The organism is Rhodoferax sp. XS2R6, assembly GCF_056521365.1.
This window is the reverse complement of the sequence record NZ_JBWMAY010000002.1, coordinates 675282-698684: the sequence shown is the minus strand read 5'-3', so window position 1 is coordinate 698684 and position 23403 is coordinate 675282. Positions and strand designations below refer to the sequence as shown.

Sequence of the window (23403 nt, the reverse complement as noted above, 5' to 3'; positions counted from 1 at the left end):
ACGCTTGCCGTTTCCACTCCCTGCCCTGCATGCCCCATTCCACCACCGCCCCCAGCCGCCTGTTGGCCTACTTTTTTTTGGCCCTCAGCATGGCGCTGGTGGGCAGCTATGTGGCCCTGTCCAAACCGCTGGTGGCCGCGTTGCCGATTTTTCTGCTGGCCTGGATGCGCTTTGGCATTGGCGGCCTGGCCATGCTGCACTGGCTCAAACGCCCGGCCGGTGAACCCACCATGACGCCGCACACCCGGGCGCTGGTGTTTCTGGAGTCGCTGCTGGGCAACTTCCTGTTTTCCATCTGTATGCTGTTTGGCGTGAGCATGACCAGCGCGGTGTCAGCCGGTGTCATCATGGCCAGCATTCCTGCGGTGGTGGCGCTCATGAGCTGGGTCTTTCTGCGCGAACACATCGGCCTGCGCACCTGGCTGGCGGTGGGTTGCGGTGCAATCGGCATTGGCTTATTGGCGCTATCAAAACAGGAGCTACCCGCGCAATCGCTATCGGGGCCAGAGGCCGATTTGGCACACAACAAGGCCTTGTTGGGCAATCTGCTGGTGTTTGGTGCCGTGCTGTGCGAAGCGGCCTATGCAGTGATTGGTAAAAAGCTGACCGGCGCCCTCTCGCCCAAACGTATCACCGCCCTCATCAACTTGTGGGGGTTTGTGCTGATGACGCCCCTGGGCCTGTACGCGGCCTGGCGTTTTGACTTTGGTGGTGTGGCCACCGGCTCCTGGGTGTTGCTGGTGTTCTACGCGCTGGCGGCCAGTGTGTGGACGGTGTGGCTGTGGATGACCGGTCTGAAAACCGTGCCGGCCGCACGTGCCGGTGTGTTCACGGTGATGCTGCCGATCTCGGCCGCGCTGGTGGGCGTGCTGGTGCTGGGCGAAAGCCTAACCGGCATACAGCTGGTGGCGTTTGCCGTGGCACTATTGGGCGTGGTGCTGGCCACCTTGCCCTCGCGCAGTACAGGCGCGACAACGACAGCTACACCAGCGCCGTAGCCGACACCACCATGCCGTCCTCGTCGGCATACAGCCAGTCGCCGGGGCGTACCCACACGCCCTGCAGCTGCACTGCCACACCGGCCTGCCCCTGGTTGCGTTTTTCGGTCGGCATGGGCATGGCAGCCAGCGCGCGGATGCCCACGGCCTGCGTGGCCAGCTCTGCGGTGTCGCGCACACACCCATCAATCACCACACCGGCCCAGCCATTGCGCGCAGCCGCAGCCCCCAGGTTGCCGCCCAGCAGTGCCCGGCGCACAGAAGCACCACCGTCCACCACCAGCACCTGCGCCACACGCCCGGCGTCGGTATCGACCCAGCCTCGGGAATCCACCGCGGCCTTGACCAGCGTGTTGTCCTCAAAACACTTCACGGTGACCACCGGGCCTGCGAACTTGCGCACGGCGCCAAAGTCACGAAACACCGGGGGCAACACCCGAAAATCGCCGCTGGTGTCGGCTTTGTGGGCATCGCAAAGATCACAGGTGGCAAAGGCAATCGGCATGAAAGATGCTCCAGAACAAGATACAGAGCCATTCTCCAATGAAAAAAACAACATCCCAGAGGGAAAAATGCAGTTCCTCCCTTGGAAACGTGCTTTTTTGCCATTAGCATCCGCAGTACCAGTGAAGAAGCAGTTTTTTGCTGGTGATTAATCAATCTTCTAGAAGGACAATCAATCATGGCAACTGCGAAAAAAGCACCGGCAAAAAAAGCCGCTCCCGCAAAGAAGGCGGCTCCTGCTAAGAAGGCAGCCGCTCCCGCGAAAAAAGTCGCTGTGAAAGCAGCACCCGCAAAGAAAGCGGCTCCCGCCAAAAAAGTAGCTCCCGCTAAAAAGGTCGCTGCCAAAAAAGCTCCCGCCAAAAAGCGCACCGTGAACGCCGCGTTCATGAAGGCACTGACTCCCAGCTCCGCATTGGCAGCTGTGGTGGGCGCAGCCGCTCTGCCCCGCACCGAAGTGGTCAGCAAGCTGTGGACATACATCAAGAAGAACAAGCTGCAAGACGCAGTGAACAAGCGCATGATCAACGCTGACGCCAAGCTGAAGGAAGTCTTCGGTAAAGCCCAGGTGTCGATGTTTGAGATGGCTGGCCTGATCGGCAAGCACCTCAAGTAATCCCTGCGTGATTCAAGAAAAGGCCGCACTTGTGCGGCTTTTTTTTGGCCTGCGTAGGCCTATACGAAAGTGCATATACCGCCTATCGTGCCAAGACCTCACAAACCTAGGGTTAACCGCCGTTTTTTTTGGGCATGCTTTATGCATAATCGCCCGCTTTCATCCCAAGGATCTTTGTCCATGAAACTCAAGATACTCGCTCTCGCCGCCACCCTGGCATTTGGAGCAACCGCCCTGCAGGCCAAAACATTCAAATGGTCTAGCGCCAGTGACATTGCAACCTGGGACATCCACTCCCAGAACAATGCCTTGCAAAACGGCATCCACGCCGCTGTGTACGAAAGTTTTGTTTACTACAACAGCAAAACCTTCAAGATCGAACCCGTGCTCGCCACCGCGTGGAAAGAAATCAGCCCCACACAAATGCGCTTCACGCTGCGCACCGGTGTGAAGTTTCACGATGGCAGCCCACTGACCACGGATGACGCGGTGTTCTCCATCCAGCGCGCCATGATGCCCACCTCCAACTTCACCCCCTACATCCAGGGCGTGGACAAGGTGGTCAAGGTCAACGACACCACGTTCGACGTCTACAGCAAGACGCCCAACCCCGTGTTGCTCAACCAGATGACCGAGCTGCGCGTCATGAGCAAGGCCTGGGCTGAAAAGAACAAGTCGGTTGCGCCCAAAGACATCAAGACCCAGGAAGAAAACTTTGCGCACCGCAATGCCATGGGCACTGGCCCCTACATGCTCAAGGAATGGCTGCCTGACCAGAAGCTGGTGCTGACGCAAAACAAGGCATGGTGGGGCAAAGCCGACACCAATGTGACCGAAATCGTCTACACCCCCGTCAAGGCCGTTGCCACCCGCATGGCAGCCCTCTTGTCTGGTGAAGTGGACTTGGTGCTGGACCCCAGCCCCCAGGATCTGCCCCGTGTGCGTTCCAACCCCGAGCTGAAGGTGATGGATGGTGTGGAAAACCGCACCATCTTCTTCGGCATGGACCAGTTCCGTGACGAACTGGTGGGCAGCAACATCAAGGGCAAAAACCCGCTGAAAGATGTGCGCGTACGCAAGGCCCTGTACCAGGCCATTGACGCAGACGCAATTGCCCGTGTCACCATGCGTGGTCTGGGTCAGCCTACCGGTGCCATCGTGGCGCCCCAGGTCAACGGATGGACCGAAGCGGTCCACAAGCGTTTCCCGTTTGACGTCGCTGCGGCCCAGAAGCTGCTGGCTGACGCCGGATACAAGGACGGATTCGAAGTGGACTTGGCCTGCCCCAACAACCGCTACATCAATGACGAGCAGATCTGCCAGGCTGTGACCGCCATGTGGTCGCGTATTGGCGTCAAGGCCAAGCTGCGCACCCTGCCCCTGGTCACCTACTTCCCCATGATCCAGCGCAACGAAGCCAGCATCTACATGCTGGGCTGGGGCGTTCCTACGTTTGATGCGCTGTACAGCCTGCAATCCCTGGTGCGCACCGTGGGCGCGGGTGGCGACGGCAACTACAACGTGGGCCGTTACAGCAACCCCCAGATGGACGCTTTGGTGGAACGCACCAAAAAAGAGACCGATCTGAAGTTGCGCACGGAACTGCTCACCAAGGCACTCCAGTTGCATAACGACGACGTTGCCAATATTCCTTTGCACAACCAAGTCATTCCTTGGGCCATGAAAAAGAATATTGACGTGGTGCACCGTGCAGACAACCGTCTGGACTGGCGCCTGATCAAAGTCAAGTAAGACCGCATACCCTTACAAAACAGGGCCGCGGCAGCTTGTCGCGGCCCTCATTTTTTTTGAATCCATGTTTGCATTCATAGTGCGGCGCTTGGCGCAAGCGGCATTGGTGATGGTCACCGTTGCCCTCATATCTTTCATGCTGTTCCAGTACGTCGGCGACCCTGTCGTCTTCTTGCTGGGGCAGGATGCTACCCAAGAGCAAATCCGGGAACTCCGGCAGGCCTTGGGCTTGGACCAGCCCTTCATTGTCCAGTTCTGGCATTTCTTGGCGAACGCGGCCCGGGGAGAGTTCGGATTCAGCCTGCGCCAGGGTACCCAGGTGTCAGCGCTTATCGCTGAGCGCTTCCCGGCCACACTGGAGTTGGCCTTGGTTGCGGGCTTTCTGGCACTGGCCGTTGGCATCCCGATGGGGGTGTACGCCGCCCTGCGCAGGGGTTCCTTTCTGAGCCAGGTCTTCATGACACTGTCACTCTTGGGCGTCTCTTTGCCAACCTTCCTGATCGGCATTTTGCTGATTCTGGTGTTTGCCGTGACCCTGGGCTGGTTTCCCAGCTTCGGGCGTGGGGAAGTTGTGAAGATCGGCTGGTGGACCAGTGGTTTGTTGACCGCCAAGGGCTGGCACCACATCGTGTTGCCCGCCGTCACACTCGCCATTTTTCAGCTCACACTGATCATGCGTTTGGTACGCGCCGAAATGCTGGAAGTGCTGCGCACGGACTACATCAAGTTCGCCCGCGCGCGTGGACTGACTACCCGGGCGGTTCACTTTGGCCACGCGCTCAAGAACACGCTGGTTCCGGTCATGACCATCACAGGCCTACAGCTGGGCGGGCTCATTGCTTTTGCCATCATCACCGAGACCGTCTTCCAATGGCCGGGCATGGGGCTGCTGTTCATTCAGGCGGTCACCTTCGCGGACATTCCGGTGATGGCGGCCTACCTGTGCCTGATTGCGCTCATTTTTGTGGTGATCAACCTGATCGTGGACCTGCTCTACTTTGCCGTAGATCCGCGCCTGCGCGCTGGCAAATCAGGCGGCCACTGAGCCACACCCGAATCCTTCTTCACACCTGAGGAATCTTGAATTGAAAACCCTGTTTCACCAATGGTGGGATGGCGATGTGGGCTACAGCTTTCGCACGTCTCCCACCGCCGTTTTTGCCGCGCTGATCGCGCTGATTTGTCTGGTCTGTGCGCTGTTTGCGCCATGGATCGCGCCCCACAACCCCTTTGATCTGGCAACGCTCCAACTGGACAACGCCCGACTGCCCCCCGCCTGGAGTGTGGGTGGCAAATCGGAGTACTTTTTGGGCACCGATGACCAAGGCCGGGACATCCTCTCTGCGCTGATGTACGGGGCCCGAATTTCGCTAGCCGTTGGCCTGGCTTCGGTGGTGTTGTCCCTGTTTGTGGGCGTGAGCCTGGGGCTGCTGGCCGGCTTTTTGGGCGGATGGGTGGACGGACTGCTCATGCGCCTGTGCGACGTGATGTTGTCCTTCCCTGCCATCCTGGTGGCCCTGTTGATTGCGGGGGTGGGGCGCGCCCTGTTTCCCAACGCCCATGAATCGCTCGCATTTGGCGTGCTCATCATCTCCATTTCTTTGACCGGCTGGGTGCAGTACGCGCGCACGGTGCGCGGAAGCACCATGGTGGAGCGCAATAAAGAGTACGTGCAGGCAGCCCGCGTGACCGGTGTGGCGCCCCTGCGCATCATGCGCAAACATGTGCTGCCCAATGTGCTGGGGCCAGTGCTGGTGCTGGCCACCATCCAGGTGGCCACAGCCATCATCACGGAAGCGACGCTGTCATTCCTGGGTGTAGGCGCCCCCCCCACCTCGCCCTCCCTGGGCACCCTGATCCGGGTCGGCAATGACTACCTGTTCTCTGGCGAATGGTGGATCACCATCTTCCCCGGCGCCATGCTGGTGCTGATCGCCCTGAGCGTCAACCTGCTGGGCGACTGGCTGCGTGATGCCCTCAACCCCCGTTTGCGGTAACCCTGTATGAGCTTGTTACAAGTTAAAAATCTGGTGGTGGAATTCCCATCACGCAAAGGCACGCTGCGCGCCCTGGACGATGTGTCCTTTGACATCGCGCCCGGTGAAATTTTGGGCGTTGTGGGTGAATCCGGTGCCGGTAAATCACTGACTGGCGCCGCCATCATTGGCCTGCTGGAACCCCCAGGCCGCGTCGGCAGCGGTGAAATTTTGCTGGAAGGCCAACGCATCGACAACCTTCCTTACGCCCAGATGCGCGCCATCCGCGGGCGCAAGATTGGTGCGATCTTTCAGGATCCGCTGACCTCGCTCAACCCGCTGTATTCGGTCGGGCGGCAGCTCATCGAGACCATCACCACCCACTTGCCGCTCAATGCGAGCCAAGCGCGTGCGCGTGCCATCGAGCTGCTCAAAGACACCGGCATTCCGGCGGCCGAGCAACGCATTGACCACTACCCGCACCAGTTCTCTGGCGGCATGCGACAACGTGTGGTGATTGCGCTGGCGCTCGCCGCAGAGCCCAAACTCATCGTGGCCGATGAGCCCACCACGGCGCTCGATGTATCCATCCAGGCGCAGATCATCACGCTGCTCAAAACCATCTGCAAGGAGCGTGGCGCTGCCGTCATGCTGATCACCCACGACATGGGCGTGATTGCCGAAACCTGCGACCGCGTGGCCGTGATGTACGCCGGGCGCGTGGCCGAAATTGGCCCCGTGCATGACGTGATCAACCGCCCGTCACACCCTTACACCGCCGGCCTGATGGCCTGCATTCCCGACATGAGCCAAGACCGCGAGAACCTCCACCAGATCGATGGCGCCATGCCACGACTCAACGCGATTCCGCAAGGCTGTGCCTTCAATCCGCGTTGCACCAAAACCATCGCCAAATGCGGGCAACAACGCCCCAACCTGATACAGGCCGGGAACACCCACGCGGCCTGCTGGTTGCACGAAACCGGAGGTGCCGCATGAGCGATACCCCACAACCCCTGGTCCGCGCCACCGACCTGGCCAAGACGTTTGACGTCTCGCCCCCCTGGTTGAACCGCGTCATCGAGCGCAAGCCCAAAATGCTGCTCAAGGCCGTGAATGGTGTGAGCTTTGACATCGAACGTGGCAAAACCCTGGCCCTCGTCGGGGAGTCTGGCTGTGGCAAAAGTACCGTCGCCCGTCTGCTGGTCGGTTTGTATGAGCCCACCCGTGGTGGCTTTCAGTTTGATGGGCAAGATGCCCATGCGGCCTTCAAGACGAAGGAAGGCCGCAAGCTGCGCCGCCGGGTGCAAATGGTGTTCCAGGACCCCTATGCCAGCCTGAACCCGCGCTGGACCGTGGGCGACATCATTGCCGAGCCCTTGCGGGAGCATGAAATCCTGAGCGACAACGAGGCCATCGCGCAACGCGTTGGAGAGTTACTGCAATCCGTAGGCTTGTCAGCGCAAGACCGGGTCAAGTTTCCCCACCAGTTCTCCGGCGGGCAGCGCCAGCGCATTTCCATCGCCCGGGCCTTGGCCACTCAGCCGGAGTTTCTGGTCTGCGACGAACCCACGTCTGCGCTGGATGTGAGCGTTCAGGCACAGGTGCTCAACATCATGAAGGACCTGCAGCGCAAACACGGCCTGACCTATTTGTTCATCTCCCACAACCTGGCCGTCGTACGCCACGTGAGCGATCAGGTGGGTGTGATGTACCTGGGTGGCTTGGTAGAGCTGGCGGACAAACACACTCTGTTTGACACCCCGCGCCACCCCTACACCCGCATGCTGCTGGAAGCCATCCCGAAGATGCACGACACCGGCAGGGCCCGCACCGCGGTGGCGGGCGAGGTGCCCAACCCGCTCAACCCGCCCACGGGTTGTGCCTTCCATCCGCGCTGCCCACACGCCAACACGCGCTGCAGCAGCGAAAAACCCGAGATGAAAAACTACACGGGAGTGCGCGTGGCATGCCACGCGGTCGAGGAAGGTCGTATTTAGGTCCGAACCAGGGCGGGCTAGGCCCGCCCTGGCGATGTGGGGTAGCCCACAATGTCCTGCAGCGCCGGGTAACCCGACACCGCAAACGACGCCAGCCGTCCCCCCATGACGGCACCTTCCACACTGCCCACGTTCAGGCCGGTGTAGATCCAGTCGCCCGCCAGCGTAAGGTTGGTAAAGCCGCTGCCCCAGGCCTTGAGGCGCGCCTTGGTGCTGCCTGGGGGCGACGTGACATAACTCTCGGTTGGGTCGATATTGGCGCGCCAGAATTGCTGGTTGAAGCGCTGCACACCCACGCCCGGGTGTGCCGGGTCGGTGCGCAGCAGGCTGAAGTCCAGGCCCACGGGATCACCCGGTGGATTCACCACATTGGTGGTGGCCAGGGGCAGCAGTGGCCCGATGCTGGCCTGCAGGTACTGCACGCACTGCGCCTGCACGCGGGCATGGGCCCGTGCGGGGTAGCCGGTGTCGGTAAAGGGTGGCGGGGCTTCGTACTCGGCCATGGCACCGCTGAAGTACCACAGCGACTTCGGGGCCGAGTCCTGCGGCCAATCCTCCCACTGCAGCAGGTGGGTGAAGTCCACCTGGCCGTCCAGCGGGTTCAGGTAGGTGGCGCCAATCACGGTGTCGGTCGGGTTCTGGAACGGGATGTCCCAACCCATTTCAGTGGTGCTGCGGTTCATCCACAGCTGCATGGTCTGGGTCTGCACCGTGGTGACCTTGTCCACCATGGTGCGCCACGGCAGGCTGGCGTCCAGCAGCTCGCGGCACAGGTAGGGCACGGCGCCAATCGAGATGGCGAACACCAGTTGGTCAAAGCCCTCACCCGCACGCAGCGTGCGGTGTGCCACGGGCTGCCAGCCGCTCCAGTAGGACTCCAAATCCACCCGCCCATCCCGCAGCGCATCGCCCTGCTCCAGCTGCTCGTGGCGTGGCTGGCCCGGCCACGATGGCAGGCCCTTGACCGAGATCAGCGGCTCGTAAGGGCGGTGTTTGTCCTTGAGCGTGGCCTGCACGGCGAAGTGCACCTCCTCCACCTGCGATTGGTCGGCACTGAGCTTCAGCGACTCGACTTTGTGGAAAAACTCGAACTTCACACCACGCTGGCGCAGCACCTCGTAGAGCGGCGCAATCACGGTCTCGCCCGTGCCCGCCTCAAACAGCCACGCAAAAGCTCCTGCGTAAGCAAAGCTGCGCAGCGTCCAGTGCAGGTAGCAGCCCGCGCCCATCAGCGCCGTGCGTGCGGTATCGCCCTTGGGGTATTGGTAAGACAGGTTCACGGTGTTCAGCGCCATGGGGCTGGACGCCACCATCACCGACGCGCCGTGGCGCACCAGCCAGTCGCTGAAGTTTTCTTCGTCCAGTGGGTCAAAGCCTTTGGTGGCCACTTCGTCCGCAATACAGCCACGCACGATGGCCAGCAGGAACTCGGCCACGATGAGCAGGCGGCGCAGCTCGGTGTTGTCTTTCACCAGCGTTTCGGCCGCATCGCGCACCCAGTGCCAGGCAGCGTCCAGCGCCTTCCACAGCGCCGAGTCCACGCCGTGCAGCGCCACGGATTCCGATTGGAGGATAGCCACGATACCCTTCACCATCGTGCGCCCCAGTGCCCATTGGGCCGACTTCACCAGCCCCAGGTCGGCATAGGTGTGCGCATGGTGGTCCAGCAGCGCGTCCAGCACATCGGCGGTGGCGGCAATCCAGTGGGCCACCGACTGCAGCTTGGCCATGGACGCCGGGTCGCCCGGCACCAGGGCATTGCGTGGCGAGGTGAAGGGCCAGCGGGTCATCTTGCCGTCGATGTACTCCCACATCAGCACAAAACTCTCGGGCTTGAAGGCTTCTTCAAAAGTGGCCAGCGGCTGGTCCGGCGTGCGGCCCAGGGCTTCGTAGCAGCGGCGCATCACCGGCAGTGCGTTGTAGTAGCTGCCCAAAAAGCCGTGGATGCCGTGTTCCTCGATGCGCATGTGCTCACCGCGTGCGGTGGCGCATTTGCCGCCCAAGCGCCAGCCCATCTGGTAGAGCGTGATGTCCAGTGACTGCTCCCAGCCAGGCTGGCTGGTCAGTTCAAACGCGGTGGTGAGTGCGGAAATACCACCACCCAGAATGGCCACCTTGCGGGGCCGGGCAGATGGAGACAGGGGACTTGCATCAGGGGTGGCAATGGGCACGACGGACTTTCAGGATGCTGCAACAGCACGGCGCCGCCACAAAGCCTGAAAGTTTAAGCCTCCCACCCCGCATCGCGCAGGGCGCCAAGAAACTTTTCCCGGTGTTCGGCCTTCACAAAGGGGTGGCCAAACATGAGGGACTGCAAGTTGTAGCCCCGCCCGCTCAGCGCCTTGGTCAGGCTGTCTTGTGCAGACGCCATATCCCCCACCGCCGACAGGCAGGCCGCCATCAGCAGGTGGTTGAAATACCAGTCGGCACGCTTGGCGGTGGCCTCGCGGGCGTAGCGCACCGCGTCGGCATAGCGGCCATCGATAAAGCAGGCAATCGCGCGGCTGCGGATCCACAGGCTCAGGTGCGGGTCGTGCGGGCTGGCGTCGATGGCCTGCAGGATGAACTCCTCGGCCTCTTCGGTGCGGCCCGAGAACACCAGCAGGCGCCCCAGCTCGCCCGCCGCGGCCGAGGCCTGGGGGTACAGGGCCAGCGCACACTCCATCTCGGCAATGGCGGCCTCCATCTGGCCGGCGCACGACAGGGCCGTGCCCAGCGTGAAGTGGGCAAAGGCATCACGCTCGTCATTGCGCACTGCCACCAGGGCCAGGCGATTGGCCTCCGCCACAGTGGCGCGTGGGTCTTCGGCCCAGGCGCCCCAGATTTTGGCCAGGTGGGTAAAGGCCATCAGCGACAGGCTGGGCGAATCGTTGGGCTTGATCTCCAGCGCCCGTGTCAGCAGGGCTTGCGCCTGCACCACATGGTCAGGCGTGGTGCGCCAGAAATGCCAGCGCGCCCGCATCAGCAGGTCCCAGTGCTCCAGACTCTGGTTGGGCACCTCGGCGGCCACCTTCTCCTCGCTGTGCAGGTAGACCGGCTCAATGGCGCTGACGATCTGCGCCGAAATCTCGGCCTGGATGGCAAACATGTCCGTCAGGGGCCGGTCAAAGCGGTCGGACCACAGAGTCTCTGCGGTGGAGGTGTCCACCAGCTCGGCCGTCATGCGCAGGGTCTGCCCTGCCTTGCGCACCGTGCCCGACACCAGATAACGCGCGCGCAGCGCCTGCCCCACGGCCTGGCTGCTGTCGCTGGACTTGCGGTAGGCAAACGACGAGTTGCGCGACACCACCAGCAGCCAGGGCGAGCGGGTGAGGTAGCTGATGATGTCCTCGGCCAAACCATCCGAAAAATATTCCTGCGCGGGGTCCGCATTCAGGTCCACAAAAGGCAGCACTGCAATGGTGCGGCGGTAGGCCGGCTGGTCAGACGCGCGGCCCTGGCTATTGGCAGCGCGCACAGGCGCCGCGGCGGGTGCAGGGCTCTCGGCCATGCGCATGGTGAAGCGGTAGCCGCGCCCGGGCACGGTGGCAATCGCATCGCCCCCCAGAATGCGCCGCAGGCTGGAGACGTGCACCTGCAGGTTGTTCTCTTCCACCACCAAGCCGGGCCAGACCAAGTCAAACAGCTGTTTTTTGCTGACCAACTGGCCCGCATGGTCCACCAGCACACACAGCACATCAAAAGCCCGGGCGCCCACCATGACGGGTTGGCCATCGCGCAACAGGCGGCGTTCATGCCGTTGCAGCACGCACGCCCCAAAAACACTGATGTCGGAATCGTTTTTGGCGAGGGAAGGTGTCACGGGCAAAGCGATCTTTCTTGGCGGTCCTGAAGACCTGGTCAGTCACGAATTCAGGAATTTTAAGGAGTGATTGAGGACTTTTGGGGAGCAACTCAGCAAACTCAGCCCAAGTCGTTGAAAGAAAAGAACATTCCATGCCAAAAACCACCGTGACTGCTCCACAAAACCCCATGTCTTACGAGCCACGCCCATCCCAGGGAGTGCAATGGCAACAGACCGTTGTCATGCGCAACGCGCAAAAGCAGGAGGAAGCCTTCAGCATCGGCCCGGACGGCTGCGTGTGGAGCTTTATCGCCGACAGCGGTGACAGCCGTTTTGATGCCAGCGGCCAGCGCTTGGAAAACCTGGGCCTGGAAGCCGATTTTCTGACCGTGGGCCGCAATGTGGCAGGCGCACTGGTGGTGATTGCGGCCAAAGGCCTGCGCACCCAGTACCGGACCGAAAGCCCATTGACCGCGCTGGACGCAGCAGAAAGCCTGGGCCGCCGCTGGTCGCCCGCCCAGTCCATCCACCTGCCAACCATCCAGGGCGCCACAGGTGTGCGCCGCCTGTACACCCAGTCCGACTTCAGCGGCATGCGGATTGCCATGATCGTGGACACCGAACAGCCCGGCGTCGGCAGCAGCTATGTGATGGCCTGCTCCCAGTGGCACGACAGCGGCCCGGGCCCGTTTATTCTGCTGCCCCCCTTGGGCGCCCCCGCGACGGGACAGGCCAGCAAGCCTGCGGGCCACAGCAGCCCGCCACTCTTTCGCATGGCACATTCAGCATAAAAAAGACCTCTAGAGCACGCCAATACTGCGCAAACAGCTATTAATTAGATAGCAAAAAGCGCCCCAGCACTGCCCGCCTGCTCAAGCCAGGTGAGGCGCATGCAGGTGACACCACATGTGCACCTTGGACACGTACCCACTCCCCACCCGCACCGCCAAGGGCTCGGTCCCAAAAGGCACAAAGCCGAAAGACGCGTACAAGCCAGTGGCCGCGGCGTTGCCCTCGGTCACCGTGAGCTGCACCAGCAGCGTGCCGTTGCGGCTGCGCCCATAGTCCAGCACAGCTGCCACCAACTGGCGCCCCAAGCCCAGACTGCGGTGCTGGGCATCCACATACATGCCAAACAGCGTGGCTTTGTGGCGGGCCTTCTCCCGCGGCTCAAACGACAGGCCCGCCAAGCCCACCAGCGCGCCCTGCTCCCAGGCGCCGAACAGCACTTCCTTGGCATCGTCACCAGCGGCCAGCCGGTTTTCCCACCAGCTGAGCGGAAAACCGCTGCGCTCGGTGGCGCTGGTGGTGAAGGCGTCCGGGTGCAAGGCATAGGCTTGCAGAATCAGCGCCCGGTAGGCCGCTGCGTGCTCGGGCGTCAAGCGGATGATGGGCATGGCAGGTCAGCGCTGCAACGCAGCTTGTGTCATCGCGGCCAAGGTGCCACGCGTGCTGATGAGTTCGGGCTCCAGCACCACCTCGATCACCGTGCCATTCGGTCGCACCAGCGCAGCCAGCAGCTCGGCTTCAAAGTCGGCACTCTTGCGGATGGTGACGCCCGCATAACCATAGGCACGCGCCAACGCCGCAAAGTCGGGATTGTTGAGCGCGGTGCCCGCAACGCGCTGCGGGTACTCGCGCTCCTGGTGCATACGGATGGTGCCGTACATGCCGTTGTTGAGCAGCAGGATGATGCTTTTGGCGCCATGCTGCACCGCCGTGGCCAGCTCCTGGCCGTTCATCAGAAAATCGCCGTCACCGGCAATCGTGAAGGCCGTGCGCCCGGTGGTGATGGCCGCCGCAATACCAGCCGGCACGCCATAACCCATAGCGCCATTGGTGGGCGCGAGCTGGGTCTTGTGGCCGCTCGCCAAGCCGGTGTAGCGGTAGAAGCGGTGCAGCCAACTGGCAAAGTTGCCCGCACCATTGGTCAGCACGGCATCTGCAGGCAGGTGCTTTTGCAGCGTGGCGATCACGCTGGGCATGTCCACCAGGCCGCGGTCGTTGTCGGCCGGCAGATCCTTGATCACGCTGGGCACCAGGTTGGCCTGGTAGTCGGCGTTGCAGCCTTGCGTCCAGGCCTCCCAGGGCACATTCACCGGGGCCGTCAGCACTTCAAGCGAGCGGGCCGCGGCACGCATGCTGGCGTGAATGGCCAGGTCAGCCTGGTAGACGCGATTGAGCTCCTCGGCGCTGCTGTGGATGTGTACCAGCGTCTGCGCCGCCTTGGGTGCCTGCAGCAGCGTGTAGCCACCGGTGGTCATCTCGCCCAGGCGCGGGCCAATGGCGATGATGAGGTCGCTATCGCGCACACGTTTGGCCAGCGCGGGGTTGATGCCAATGCCCACGTCGCCCGCGTACTGCGGGTGGTGGTTGTCAAAGGTGTCCTGAAAGCGAAACGCATTGCCCACGGGCAGACGCCAGTTTTCGGCAAAACGCTGTAACGCCTGTGCGGCCTGCGGCGTCCAACCACCGCCGCCCGCGATGACAAAAGGGCGCTCCGATTTCAATAGCAGTTGGCGCAGATTGCGCAAGGCTCCAGGGTCACTCCAGGCCTCCACCGGCTCTACCCGGGCCAGCGGTTGCGGTAGCTTGCCAGCCGCATCGGCCACCAGCGGCTGCGTCAGCATGTCTTCGGGCAACACCAGCACCACAGGGCCGGGGCGGCCATTCATGGCGGTGGCAAAGGCGCGGGCGATGTACTCGGGAATACGCGCCGCGTCATCAATACGCTCCACGCGTTTGGCCATGCCCAATGCGCTGGGGCCAAACATCACGCGGTAGTCCATCTCCTGAAAGGCCTCGCGGTCACGCTGGTCGCTGGCCACATCGCCCACCAGCAAGACCATGGGCGTGGAATCCTGAAACGCGGTGTGCACGCCAATGCTGGCATTGGTGGCACCCGGCCCGCGCGTCACAAAACACACGCCGGGGCGGCCGGTGAGCTTGCCGTGGGCCTCGGCCATGAAGGCGGCACCGCCTTCCTGGCGGTTCACCACAAACTGGATCTGGTCGCGGTACAAATGAAAACCATCCAGCACGGCCAAATAACTTTCACCGGGCACGCCAAAGGCGTGGGTTACGCCCTGTTCAACCAGGCATTGCACCAGCAGGTGGCCGGCGAGTTGGGGGGGAGACAGTTCGGGGGATAAATGGGGTGTCTGCATGCCTGCCATTGTGCCGCCGCAAGGCATGCGTTTTGCGCACGCCCCTATGCCATTTCCGCCAGGGCCAAGCCGCCCTCCAAATGCCAAGCCTGGCCATGCCCGCGAGCACGCAAGGCCTGCACAGCCTGCAGACTGCGCCCACCGCTGCGGCAGAAAAACACCAGGGGGCGGTGGCCTTCGTCCAACCAGGCGGGCAGGTGCTGGCCCAGGGTGGCCAGTGGCACATTACACAGCGCCAGTGTGGACCAAGGCAGGCTGTGTTGGCCCACCGCGTGTTCAAACGGCTCGCGCACATCCACCAGCAGCGCGTCAGGGTGGCTTTGCAGAAACGCGGGCAAGGTAGCGGCGGTCAGTGTGCTCTCTTGCATATCAGGCAAAGACGCTGCGGGTACCACAGGGGTGATCGCTGGCGGTTGCACCGCGGTCGCGGCGCTTTGCAGGGCCGCGCCACAGCGGGCAATACGCGCGCAGGCTTCGTCTATCAGCGCGTCATCGGTGAGCGCACCAATGGAGAGGCGTGCCGCGCCCTCCGCCTGCCAGGCCGGCAGTCCCATGGCGCACAGCACAAAGCTGGGCTCCGCCTTGGCCGCGCTGCAGGCACTGCCTGCACTAATGCGCATGCCGGCCGCGTCAAACAGGTTGAGCAACGCCTTGCTGGACAGGCCCGGCACCGAAAAATTCAGCGTGGTGGGCAACGAGCCGTCGAAGGGCATGTTGAACAACAACTCTGGAAAGGCATTACGCAGTGCTTCGGCCAAGCGCAGGCGCGCCTGCTGCAAAAAGGCGGTGGAGCGAAACACCCCGCCCTCCCCCGTTTCCAGCGCCTGCAGCACCGCGCCCAGGGCCGCAATACCCGGCATGTTCTCCGTGCCCGAACGCCGGCCCGCCTCCTGCCCACCACCCACCATCAGCGGGGTGAATGGGCTGCCGGCACGCACATAGAGCATGCCAATGCCCTTGGGGGCATAGAGCTTGTGGCCAGAGAATGGTGCGTAGTCGATGCGCGTGCCTTGCAGGTTCAAACCCAGCTTGCCCAGCGCCTGCACGCAATCCACCAACCACAGCGCACGGGAGTTCGTCGCGTGCAGCAACGCCTCGATACCTGCGATGTCAGAGATCACGCCGGTTTCGTTGTTGGCGGCCATGGTGCACAGCAGGCCGGCATGGGCGACATGGGCTTGCAGAAAGGCCATGTCATGCAGACCGTTGCGGTCCACCGGCACTTCCACAATGGGCAGGTTCAGGCCCAGCACGCGGTTCCAGTGCGCCAGGCTTTGCGGCACGGCTTTGTGTTCGGTGGCCCCCACCAAGAGCGGACCGTCCACGCGCTCGCCCGCATCGCGGCGTTCGCGTAGCGCACACAGCGCGGAGAGCACTGCGGTCTGTATGCCTTCGGTGGCGCCACTCACAAACAGCAGACGCCCTGCCCCCACGCCCAGCAGGCGGCTGGCGCGCGCCCGCACGTCATCGACCAATGCCCGGGCACGCAAGCCGGTGCAGTGGCTGCTGCTGGGGTTGCCAAACTGCGCTTCCATGGCCTGCAGAGCCGCATCGCGTGCCGCAGGCAGCAGCGGCGTGGTGGCATTGCAGTCCAGGTAAATCTCGGTCAGCGGGGTGTACATGGCGGGCCTTGCAAGCAGTTGGAATTGCTGCAAATATTAAGTGGCTCATCGGAAAAATTTGTTCCGTATTTACCGAATAATCGCCACTTTGTAGAATGAACGTTCTTTTAATAAGCAGATCAGCAGCATGAAAGAACTAGATCGAATGGACCGCGCCATCCTGGGCGCATTGCAGAAAGACGGCACGCTGTCGGCCGCCCAGCTCGGCGAGAAGGTGGGTTTGTCGTCCACCCCCTGCTGGAAACGCGTCAAGGCCATGGAAGAGTCTGGCCTCATCGAGAAGCGTGTGGCCATCGTGAACCGTGCGCAGGCCGGTCTGCCGGTGACCGTGTTTGTGAGCCTGTGCACCAACCGGCACGACGAAGCTTGGCTACGCAAGTTTGCGGCCTCGGTGTCTAGCATGCCGGAGGTGATGGAGTTCCACCGCATGAGTGGCGATGTGGACTACCTGCTCAAAGTGGTGGCGGCCGATATTGCAGGCTACGACCGCTTTTACAAACGGTTGATCCAGAACGCGCAGTTGGCGGGGGTGTCTTCGGCGTTCTCGATGGAAGAGATCAAGAGCACCACCGCGCTACCATTGTGATAGCTGCTCGCGCAATACCCATAAGGGCTAGAGGCCAATTTAAGCGCCAACTGTGGTGTGGGCGCGGTGGTAGGCACCGCTGCCACGGTGCAACACCGTGTCGGTGGACAGCACATCGCCGGGCTGGTAGCTGGGGCCGTGGTTCAGGCGCTCGTAGACCGGGGCAAAGTCGATGCGGGCCAGCCCCAACAGGTCGTCCAGGCTGTCCAGCACAAAGTAGCTTTCCTGAAAATCGTCAATGCGGTAGTGGGTGCGCATAACGCGCTCCAGCTCAAAACCAATGCGATGCGGCGACGCACTCTGCACCGCGTACACACTCTCGGTAAAGCTGGAGGCAATGCCCGCGCCATAGATGCGCAAGGCTTGCGCACCGTTCACCACTTCCTTCACCAGCCCAAACTCCACCGTGTACCAGTACACACGCGCCAGCTCGGTCAGCTTGCCGATGCGCTTGGCGCGCAGCCCGGCCTCGCCATACATCTGGATGAAGTCCGCCATCACCGGGTGCATGAGCATGGGCACGTGCCCAAACACATCGTGAAAGACATCGGGTTCCTGCAGGTAGTCCAGCTGGTTCGCACCGCGGATGAAGTTACCACTGGGAAAACGCCGGTTCGCCAGGTGTTCAAAAAACACCTCGTCGGGCACCAACCCGGGAACGGCCACCACCTGCCAGCCCGTTTGCGGCTTCAGCACGTCGTTGAGTTCGGCAAAGTTGGGGATGCCCTGGGCCGAGATTGGCAGGTTGCGCATGCCCTCCACAAATTCGGCGCAGGCCAAGCCCGGCAACAACGCGGTTTGCCGCTCAAACAGCGTCTTCCACACCGCGTGGTCTTGCGCGGTGTAGTGCTCCCAGCGCTGGGGAATGGTGTAGTCGTGTGCCATGCCCACGGTCCTCTATCGCACCGCCAGCACTGTGCCGCGGCACTCGCCAAAGCCAATGCGCCGTGCACCCGCACGTTCGCATGTGCCCCGCAGGATGATGCTGTCGCCGTCCTGCAAGAAGGTGCGTGTCTCGCCATTCGCCAGCGTGAGCGGCACTTTGCTGCCCTGCGTCAGCTCCAGCAATGAGCCGCCCTGCTCCGGCGCCGGACCAGAGAGCGTGCCGGTGCCCAGCACATCGCCCGCGCGCAGGTTGCAGCCGTTCACCGTGTGGTGCGCCACCAACTGCGCCAACGTCCAGTAGGCGTCGCGCATATTCGATTGCGACAGGCGTTCGCCCGCGCTGCCCGCCGCGCGCATGGCGGGCGTCTGCAGCCAAACTTCCAGCTGCACGTCCAGCGCACCGGCGCTGCGGTTGTGCGCCGAGTCCAGGTAGTCCAGGGGCTGCGGATCGTCGGCATTTCGTGTGAAGGCGGTGCGGAACGGGGCCAGCGCCTCCATCGTCACCAGCCAGGGGGACACGGTGGTGGCGAAGTTCTTGGCCAGAAACGGGCCCAGTGGCTGGTACTCCCAAGCCTGCACATCGCGTGCGCTCCAGTCGTTGAGCAGCGTGAGGCCAAACAGGTGTTCCTCGGCATCCGCTATGGAAACAGGAGCACCTAGTGCATTGTCCATGCCGACCCAAGCCGCTATTTCCAGTTCATAGTCCAATCGCGCGGTTGGCCCAAAGTCCGGCACCGTGGCGCCGGGCCTCAGGGTTTGTCCACGCGGGCGGTGGAACTGTTGGCCGCTGGCGCCAATGCTGCTGGCGCGGCCGTGGTAACCAATGGGCACCCACTTGTAGTTGGGCAGCAGCGGGTTGTCTGGGCGGAACAGCTTGCCCACCGTGGTGGCGTGGTGGATGCCGGTGTAGAAGTCCGTGTAGTCGCCCACCTCGCAGGGCAGGCCCAGCTCCACCTCGGTCTGGCGCAGCAGCGCGTCGGTCCATACCTCCTTAAGAGCCGAGCCCGCGCGCAGCCCTTCCCAGATCGCCAGACGCAATGCACGGCGTTCGGCCACAGGCGCCGCCATCAGGCGCGCCATGTCGTTGTGGTCAATCAGCCCCGTGGCGTGCAGGTCCAGCACGCGGTCGCCAATGGCCACGCCAATCTGCCAGGGCTCCAGCCGGTTGTGGCGGAAGCGGCCGAATGGCAGGTTCTGGATAGGAAAGTCCGCGTCCATCGCGTTGGCCGACTCCACCCAGCTTTGGGTGGCAGGATCGTGCGTGGCATCCAGCGTGATCAGCGCAGCGCTCATGCTTTGGCTCCCAGCTCTTTGGCATGCAAAAAGGCGGCGTGTTTGGGTGCGCGTTTGGTCACGCTCCATTCCTCCAGCATGGCCCACTTCACTGCGTCCGCCTGGGCAATCTTGGCGGTCTCTTCGGGGTCCGGGCAGGCCAGCTCCAGGCGGTGGCCATTGGGGTCGAAGAAGTAGATGCTGTGGAACATGCCGTGGTCGGTCACGCCCAGTACGTCCACGCCCTGCGCTTCCAGGTGCACCTTGAACTCCAGCAGCTCCGCGCGGTCTTTCACACGGAAGGCAATGTGCTGCACCCACTCAGGTGTGTTCGGGTCACGGCCCATGGGCGGCTGCGTGGGCAGCTCAAAAAAGGCCAGCACATTGCCCATGCCCGCGTCCATGAAGATGTGCATGTAGGGGTCGGGCGCCTTGGTGCTGGGCACCACGTCTTCGGCGATGGCCAGCACGAAGTCCATGTGCAGCATCTTCTGGTACCAGAGCACGGTCTCTTTGGCGTCCTTGCAGCGGTAGGCCACGTGATGGATGCGGTCGATTTTCATGGTGTGTCTCCTCGGTTCGCCTGGCTTCACTTGGCGGCTTCGAGCACGCCACGATTGATCTGGTCGCGCTCCAGCGATTCAAACAGGGCCTTGAAATTGCCTTCGCCAAAACCCTCACGGTAGTTGCCCTTGCGCTCGATGAATTCGAAGAACACCGGGCCCAGCAGCGGCTGCGAGAAGATCTGCAGCAACAGGCGCGGCTTGCCGCCTTCGGTCGTGCCGTCCAGCAGAATGCCGCGTGCCTGCAATTCACCCACGGGCTGGCCGTGACCCGGCAGGCGCTTGGCCAGGTTCTCGTAGTACACGTCGTTGGGCGCAGTCAGCAGCGGGATGCCGGCCATCTGCAAGCGGTCGATGGCGCTGGGCAGGTCCTCGCACAGCAAGGCAATGTGCTGGATGCCCTCGCCGTTGAACTGCATCAGGAATTCCTCGATCTGCCCCCCGCCTTGGCGCGCTTCTTCGTTGAGCGGAATGCGGACCAGCCCGTCCGGCGCGGTCATGGCCTTGGAGGTAAGGCCGGTGTATTCCCCCTGAATGTCAAAGTAGCGGATTTCCTGGAAATTGAACAGCTTGCTATAGAAGTCTGCCCAGTACGCCATGCGGCCCCGGTACACGTTGTGCGTGAGATGGTCGACCACGCTGAAGCCATGGCCCACGGGGTGGCGGTCCACGCCGGCTATGAATTCAAAGTCAATGTCGTAGATGGACTTGCCGTCTTCATAGCGATCGATCAAGTACAGCGGCGCACCGCCAATGCCCTTGATGGCAGGCAGGTTCAACTCCATGGGGCCGGGGCGCAACTCCACAGGCTGGGCGCCCAGCTCCAAAGCGCGTTTGTAAGCCAGGTGCGAATCCTTCACGCGGAACGCCATGCCGCAGGCGCTGGGGCCATGCTCGGCGGCGAAATAACCCGCCACGCTCTTGGGTTCGCGGTTGACGATGAAGTTGATATCGCCCTGGCGGTACAGCACCACGTCTTTGGAGCGGTGCTTGGCCACCAGCGTGAAGCCCATGCGCTCGAACACAGGTTCAATTACACCCGCGACAGGAGATGCGAACTCCACAAACTCAAAGCCCATCAGGCCCATCGGGTTGTCAAACAAATCACCTGTTGCAGTGGCCATGGTCGTGCTCCTCAAACGCTGTTCTTGAAGCCTTGATTGTGGTCATTTGGACATGCAAAAGGTGTGCAAGTTGCAGGGAAGCAGCCCGCACAGATGCATAATTTATGCATGAAAACAGAGAAAAACGAAGATTCGCTGCTAGATAGCTTTGATATTAGCCTTCTTGCCGCACTGCAGCGCGATGCGCATGCCACCCACCAGCAAATTGGGGAGCAGGTGCATTTGTCGGCCTCGCAGGTCAGCCGCCGGGTGCAGCGCCTGCAGGCTAGCGGCATCATCCGTCGTTATGTAGCGCTGCTGGAGCCCGCGGCCATTGGCCTGGGTGTGCGCGCCATCTCCTATGTCACGCTGACACGCCACAGCGGCGACGAAGGCTTGGCGTTTGAGCGCGAAATTGCCGGCTTCCCCGAAGTGCTGGAGTGTTATTCGGTGGCTGGTGAGTCGGACTACATCCTGCAGATCGTGGCGGCCGACCTCAGCGTGTTGTCGGAACAGGTGCTACGCCGCCTCACGCGCATCCAGGGCGTGGGCAGCATCCGCTCCAACATCGTGCTGGCGCGCATCAAGAGCAGCACGGAGCTGCCCCTGGCACACCTCAAGCGCGGCGCCTAGATCTGCACTCGCGCGCCCAGTTCGATCACGCAGTTGTTGGGCAGGCGGAAGAAGTCGGCCGCGCTGCCCGCGTTGCGCGACATCACCGCAAACAGCGCCTCGCGCCAATGCGCCATGCCCGAGCCACGCGTGGGCACCACGATGTCGCGGCTCAAGAAGTACGAGGTCTCAAACAGGTTGATGGGCAGCCCCTGGCTGCGGCACAGCTCCAGCGCTTTGGGAATGTCGGGTGTGTTTTTGAACCCATAGTGCAGTTGCACCGTCCAGAAGCCGGGCGCCAGCGTCTGCACCACCAAGCGTTCGTCAAACGCAATCCAGGGTACGTCGTGGAACACCACATTGAGGATGATGTTGCGCTCGTGCAGCACCTGGTTGTGCTTGAGGTTATGCATCAGCGCCTGGGGCACGGTGTCAGGGTTGGCCACGGCATACACCGCAGTGCGCGCCACGCGATGCACACCGTCTTGCGCCAGGGCCGCGACAAAGGGCGCCAGCTCGGGGTCGTCGCGCCGAATGCCGTCCACCAGCAGCTCGCGGCCCCGGTGCCAGGTGGCCATCACCAGGAAGATGCCCAGGCCCATGACCAACGGGAACCAGCCGCCCTGCAAAAACTTGAGCGAACATGACACCACCAGCAGCACGTCCAGCGCCACAAACACACTGGTGGCCGCAATCGCCAGCGGCAGCGGGTACTTCCACGCGTGGCGCACCACAAAGAAGGTCAGCACGGTGGTGATCAGCATGGTGAAGGTGACCGCAATGCCATAGGCCGAGGCCAACGCCGACGAACTGCCAAACCCAAACACGGCCAGCAACACCGCCACCAGCAGCAGCCAGTTCACGCCGGGCAGGTAAATCTGGCCCGCTTCTTTGGTCGACGTGAACAGCACCTGCATGCGCGGCAGCAGGCCCAGCTGGATCGCTTGTCGGGTCATGGAAAACGCCCCGGAAATGACAGCCTGCGAGGCAATCACGGTGGCCACGGTGGCCAGCACCACGGCTGGGATGATCCAGGCCTCGGGGAACATGCGGTAGAACGGGTTCTCCAGCGCGGTGGCATCGCGCATCAGCAGCGCGCCCTGCCCCATGTAATGCAATGCCAACGCAGGCAACACCAGCCCCATCCAGGCGAACTGGATGGGACGTTTGCCAAAGTGGCCCATGTCGGCATACAAGGCCTCAGCCCCGGTGAAGGCCAACACAATGGCGCCCACCGCCACAAACATATGCCAACCTTGGTCGCTCAAAAACGCCAGTGCATGCAGCGGGTTCAGCGCCGCCAGGATCTGCGGGCTCTGCGCAATCTCCAGCACACCGGTAAACGCCAGCACGCCAAACCAGAGCACGATGACCGGGCCAAACAGCTTGCCCACCAGGCCGGTGCCAAAACGCTGCATGGCAAACAGGCCCACTAGCACCGCAGCGCAGATGGGCAGTACATAAGGCTTGAACGCTGGGGTGACCACCTCCAGGCCTTCCACCGCGCTGAGCACCGAGATGGCAGGCGTGATCACGCTATCGCCGTAGAACAATGCCGCACCCAACACACCAGTCAGCAAGAGCACCAGACGTCGCCGCGGTGTGGTGCCCGCGGCCTTGGCAGCCAGCGCGGTGAGCGCCATGATGCCGCCCTCGCCCCGGTTGTCGGCACGCAGGATCAGCAGCACGTATTTGAGGGTCACCACCATCATCAGTCCCCAGAACACCACCGACACCGCACCGATCAGGTGCGGCGCGTCCAGCGGAATGCCGGTGGCGGGGCTGAAGATTTCTTTCATGGTGTAGAGCGGGCTGGTACCAATGTCGCCATACACCACACCCAGGGCGCCTAGCGTGAGGGCGCCCATACTTTCGCGAGCCGTGTTGGATTGCATGAAAAACTTAAACAGTGAAGAGGACTGCACTGTCGCCCGCCTCGCGTTAGGAAGGCATATGGAATGCCTGC

General features: G+C 62.5%; 22 protein-coding genes. 11 read left to right on the top strand and 11 right to left on the bottom strand.

Going from position 1 to position 23403, the window contains the following annotated elements; translation table 11 throughout:
• The first annotated feature begins 29 nt into the window (after window positions 1-29).
• Window positions 30-998 (top strand): EamA family transporter, encoded by a 969-nt coding sequence (locus AC097A_RS09800; RefSeq protein ID WP_315848130.1) that lies wholly within the window; start codon window positions 30-32, stop codon window positions 996-998.
• On the opposite strand, the gene rraA is transcribed toward AC097A_RS09800, so the two are convergent.
• Entirely contained in the window at window positions 982-1503 is a 522-nt protein-coding gene (gene rraA / locus AC097A_RS09795) for a ribonuclease E activity regulator RraA (protein ID WP_479620682.1), read from the bottom strand. The genes AC097A_RS09800 and rraA overlap by 17 nt on opposite strands.
• Between rraA and AC097A_RS09790 the strand changes: the two genes are divergently transcribed.
• The 7 genes from AC097A_RS09790 (at window position 1502) to AC097A_RS09760 (ending at window position 7843) form a co-directional block, all read left to right on the top strand.
• Window positions 1502-1654: a hypothetical protein gene (locus tag AC097A_RS09790; RefSeq protein ID WP_479620681.1), complete on the top strand. Its 153-nt coding sequence runs from the start codon at window positions 1502-1504 to the stop codon at window positions 1652-1654. The genes rraA and AC097A_RS09790 overlap by 2 nt on opposite strands.
• Before the next feature lie 26 nt (window positions 1655-1680).
• On the top strand, window positions 1681-2115 hold the full coding sequence (locus AC097A_RS09785; RefSeq protein WP_315493340.1) for an SWIB/MDM2 domain-containing protein: 435 nt from the start codon (window positions 1681-1683) through the stop codon (window positions 2113-2115).
• A gap of 180 nt (window positions 2116-2295) precedes the next feature.
• Window positions 2296-3867 carry an ABC transporter substrate-binding protein gene (locus AC097A_RS09780; RefSeq protein WP_479620680.1) on the top strand — a complete coding sequence of 524 codons (1572 nt, stop codon included), beginning with the start codon at window positions 2296-2298 and terminating at the stop codon, window positions 3865-3867.
• A gap of 64 nt (window positions 3868-3931) precedes the next feature.
• Complete coding sequence (locus tag AC097A_RS09775) at window positions 3932-4912, top strand: ABC transporter permease subunit (protein ID WP_315493339.1); 981 nt, start codon at window positions 3932-3934, stop codon at window positions 4910-4912.
• 40 nt (window positions 4913-4952) lie between these two features.
• Entirely contained in the window at window positions 4953-5864 is a 912-nt protein-coding gene (locus AC097A_RS09770; protein ID WP_315493338.1) for an ABC transporter permease subunit, read from the top strand.
• 6 nt (window positions 5865-5870) lie between these two features.
• Entirely contained in the window at window positions 5871-6842 is a 972-nt protein-coding gene (locus AC097A_RS09765; protein WP_479620679.1) for an ABC transporter ATP-binding protein, read from the top strand.
• Complete coding sequence (locus AC097A_RS09760) at window positions 6839-7843, top strand: ABC transporter ATP-binding protein (RefSeq protein ID WP_479620678.1); 1005 nt, start codon at window positions 6839-6841, stop codon at window positions 7841-7843. Before AC097A_RS09765 ends, AC097A_RS09760 begins: the two co-directional genes overlap by 4 nt.
• A gap of 17 nt (window positions 7844-7860) precedes the next feature.
• Here the strand turns inward: AC097A_RS09760 and AC097A_RS09755 are convergent, their stop codons facing one another.
• Window positions 7861-10014 (bottom strand): NAD(P)-binding protein, encoded by a 2154-nt coding sequence (locus AC097A_RS09755; protein WP_479620677.1) that lies wholly within the window; start codon window positions 10012-10014, stop codon window positions 7861-7863.
• A gap of 53 nt (window positions 10015-10067) precedes the next feature.
• Window positions 10068-11645 (bottom strand): winged helix-turn-helix domain-containing tetratricopeptide repeat protein, encoded by a 1578-nt coding sequence (locus AC097A_RS09750; RefSeq protein ID WP_105260742.1) that lies wholly within the window; start codon window positions 11643-11645, stop codon window positions 10068-10070.
• Window positions 11646-11779: 134 nt separating this feature from the next.
• Between AC097A_RS09750 and AC097A_RS09745 the strand changes: the two genes are divergently transcribed.
• On the top strand, window positions 11780-12418 hold the full coding sequence (locus AC097A_RS09745) for a hypothetical protein (RefSeq protein ID WP_315495213.1): 639 nt from the start codon (window positions 11780-11782) through the stop codon (window positions 12416-12418).
• 81 nt (window positions 12419-12499) lie between these two features.
• On the opposite strand, the gene AC097A_RS09740 is transcribed toward AC097A_RS09745, so the two are convergent.
• The 3 genes from AC097A_RS09740 to AC097A_RS09730 are packed head-to-tail and all read right to left on the bottom strand — an operon-like array spanning window position 12500 to window position 16416.
• The gene (locus AC097A_RS09740) at window positions 12500-13024 is read right to left on the bottom strand and encodes an N-acetyltransferase family protein (protein ID WP_479620676.1); all 525 of its coding nucleotides are present in this window, start codon (window positions 13022-13024) and stop codon (window positions 12500-12502) included.
• 6 nt (window positions 13025-13030) lie between these two features.
• On the bottom strand, window positions 13031-14794 hold the full coding sequence (locus AC097A_RS09735) for a thiamine pyrophosphate-binding protein (protein ID WP_479620675.1): 1764 nt from the start codon (window positions 14792-14794) through the stop codon (window positions 13031-13033).
• Window positions 14795-14838: 44 nt separating this feature from the next.
• On the bottom strand, window positions 14839-16416 hold the full coding sequence (locus AC097A_RS09730; RefSeq protein ID WP_479620674.1) for an aminotransferase class V-fold PLP-dependent enzyme: 1578 nt from the start codon (window positions 16414-16416) through the stop codon (window positions 14839-14841).
• A 127-nt stretch (window positions 16417-16543) separates the two neighbouring features.
• Here AC097A_RS09730 and AC097A_RS09725 point away from each other — a divergent pair, with 127 nt between their 5' ends.
• Complete coding sequence (locus tag AC097A_RS09725) at window positions 16544-17002, top strand: Lrp/AsnC family transcriptional regulator (protein WP_479620673.1); 459 nt, start codon at window positions 16544-16546, stop codon at window positions 17000-17002.
• 39 nt (window positions 17003-17041) lie between these two features.
• On the opposite strand, the gene phhA is transcribed toward AC097A_RS09725, so the two are convergent.
• Genes phhA through hppD form a run of 4 tightly spaced genes read right to left on the bottom strand, consistent with a single transcriptional unit; the run spans window position 17042 to window position 20846 of the window.
• Window positions 17042-17887 (bottom strand): phenylalanine 4-monooxygenase, encoded by an 846-nt coding sequence (gene phhA / locus AC097A_RS09720; protein WP_479620672.1) that lies wholly within the window; start codon window positions 17885-17887, stop codon window positions 17042-17044.
• Window positions 17888-17899: 12 nt separating this feature from the next.
• Window positions 17900-19180 (bottom strand): fumarylacetoacetase, encoded by a 1281-nt coding sequence (gene fahA, locus AC097A_RS09715; RefSeq protein WP_479620671.1) that lies wholly within the window; start codon window positions 19178-19180, stop codon window positions 17900-17902.
• Window positions 19177-19722, bottom strand: coding sequence for a VOC family protein (locus tag AC097A_RS09710; RefSeq protein ID WP_479620670.1), 546 nt, complete (start codon window positions 19720-19722; stop codon window positions 19177-19179). Before AC097A_RS09710 ends, fahA begins: the two co-directional genes overlap by 4 nt.
• A 26-nt stretch (window positions 19723-19748) precedes the next feature.
• Window positions 19749-20846, bottom strand: coding sequence for a 4-hydroxyphenylpyruvate dioxygenase (hppD, locus tag AC097A_RS09705; RefSeq protein WP_479620669.1), 1098 nt, complete (start codon window positions 20844-20846; stop codon window positions 19749-19751).
• Between the two features lie 108 nt (window positions 20847-20954).
• Between hppD and AC097A_RS09700 the strand changes: the two genes are divergently transcribed.
• The gene (locus tag AC097A_RS09700) at window positions 20955-21458 is read left to right on the top strand and encodes an Lrp/AsnC family transcriptional regulator (RefSeq protein WP_479620668.1); all 504 of its coding nucleotides are present in this window, start codon (window positions 20955-20957) and stop codon (window positions 21456-21458) included.
• Here AC097A_RS09700 and AC097A_RS09695 read toward each other — a convergent pair.
• The gene (locus AC097A_RS09695) at window positions 21455-23332 is read right to left on the bottom strand and encodes a potassium transporter Kup (protein ID WP_479620667.1); all 1878 of its coding nucleotides are present in this window, start codon (window positions 23330-23332) and stop codon (window positions 21455-21457) included. The two genes, AC097A_RS09700 and AC097A_RS09695, sit on opposite strands and share 4 nt — an antisense overlap.
• Window positions 23333-23403: the final 71 nt, after the last annotated feature.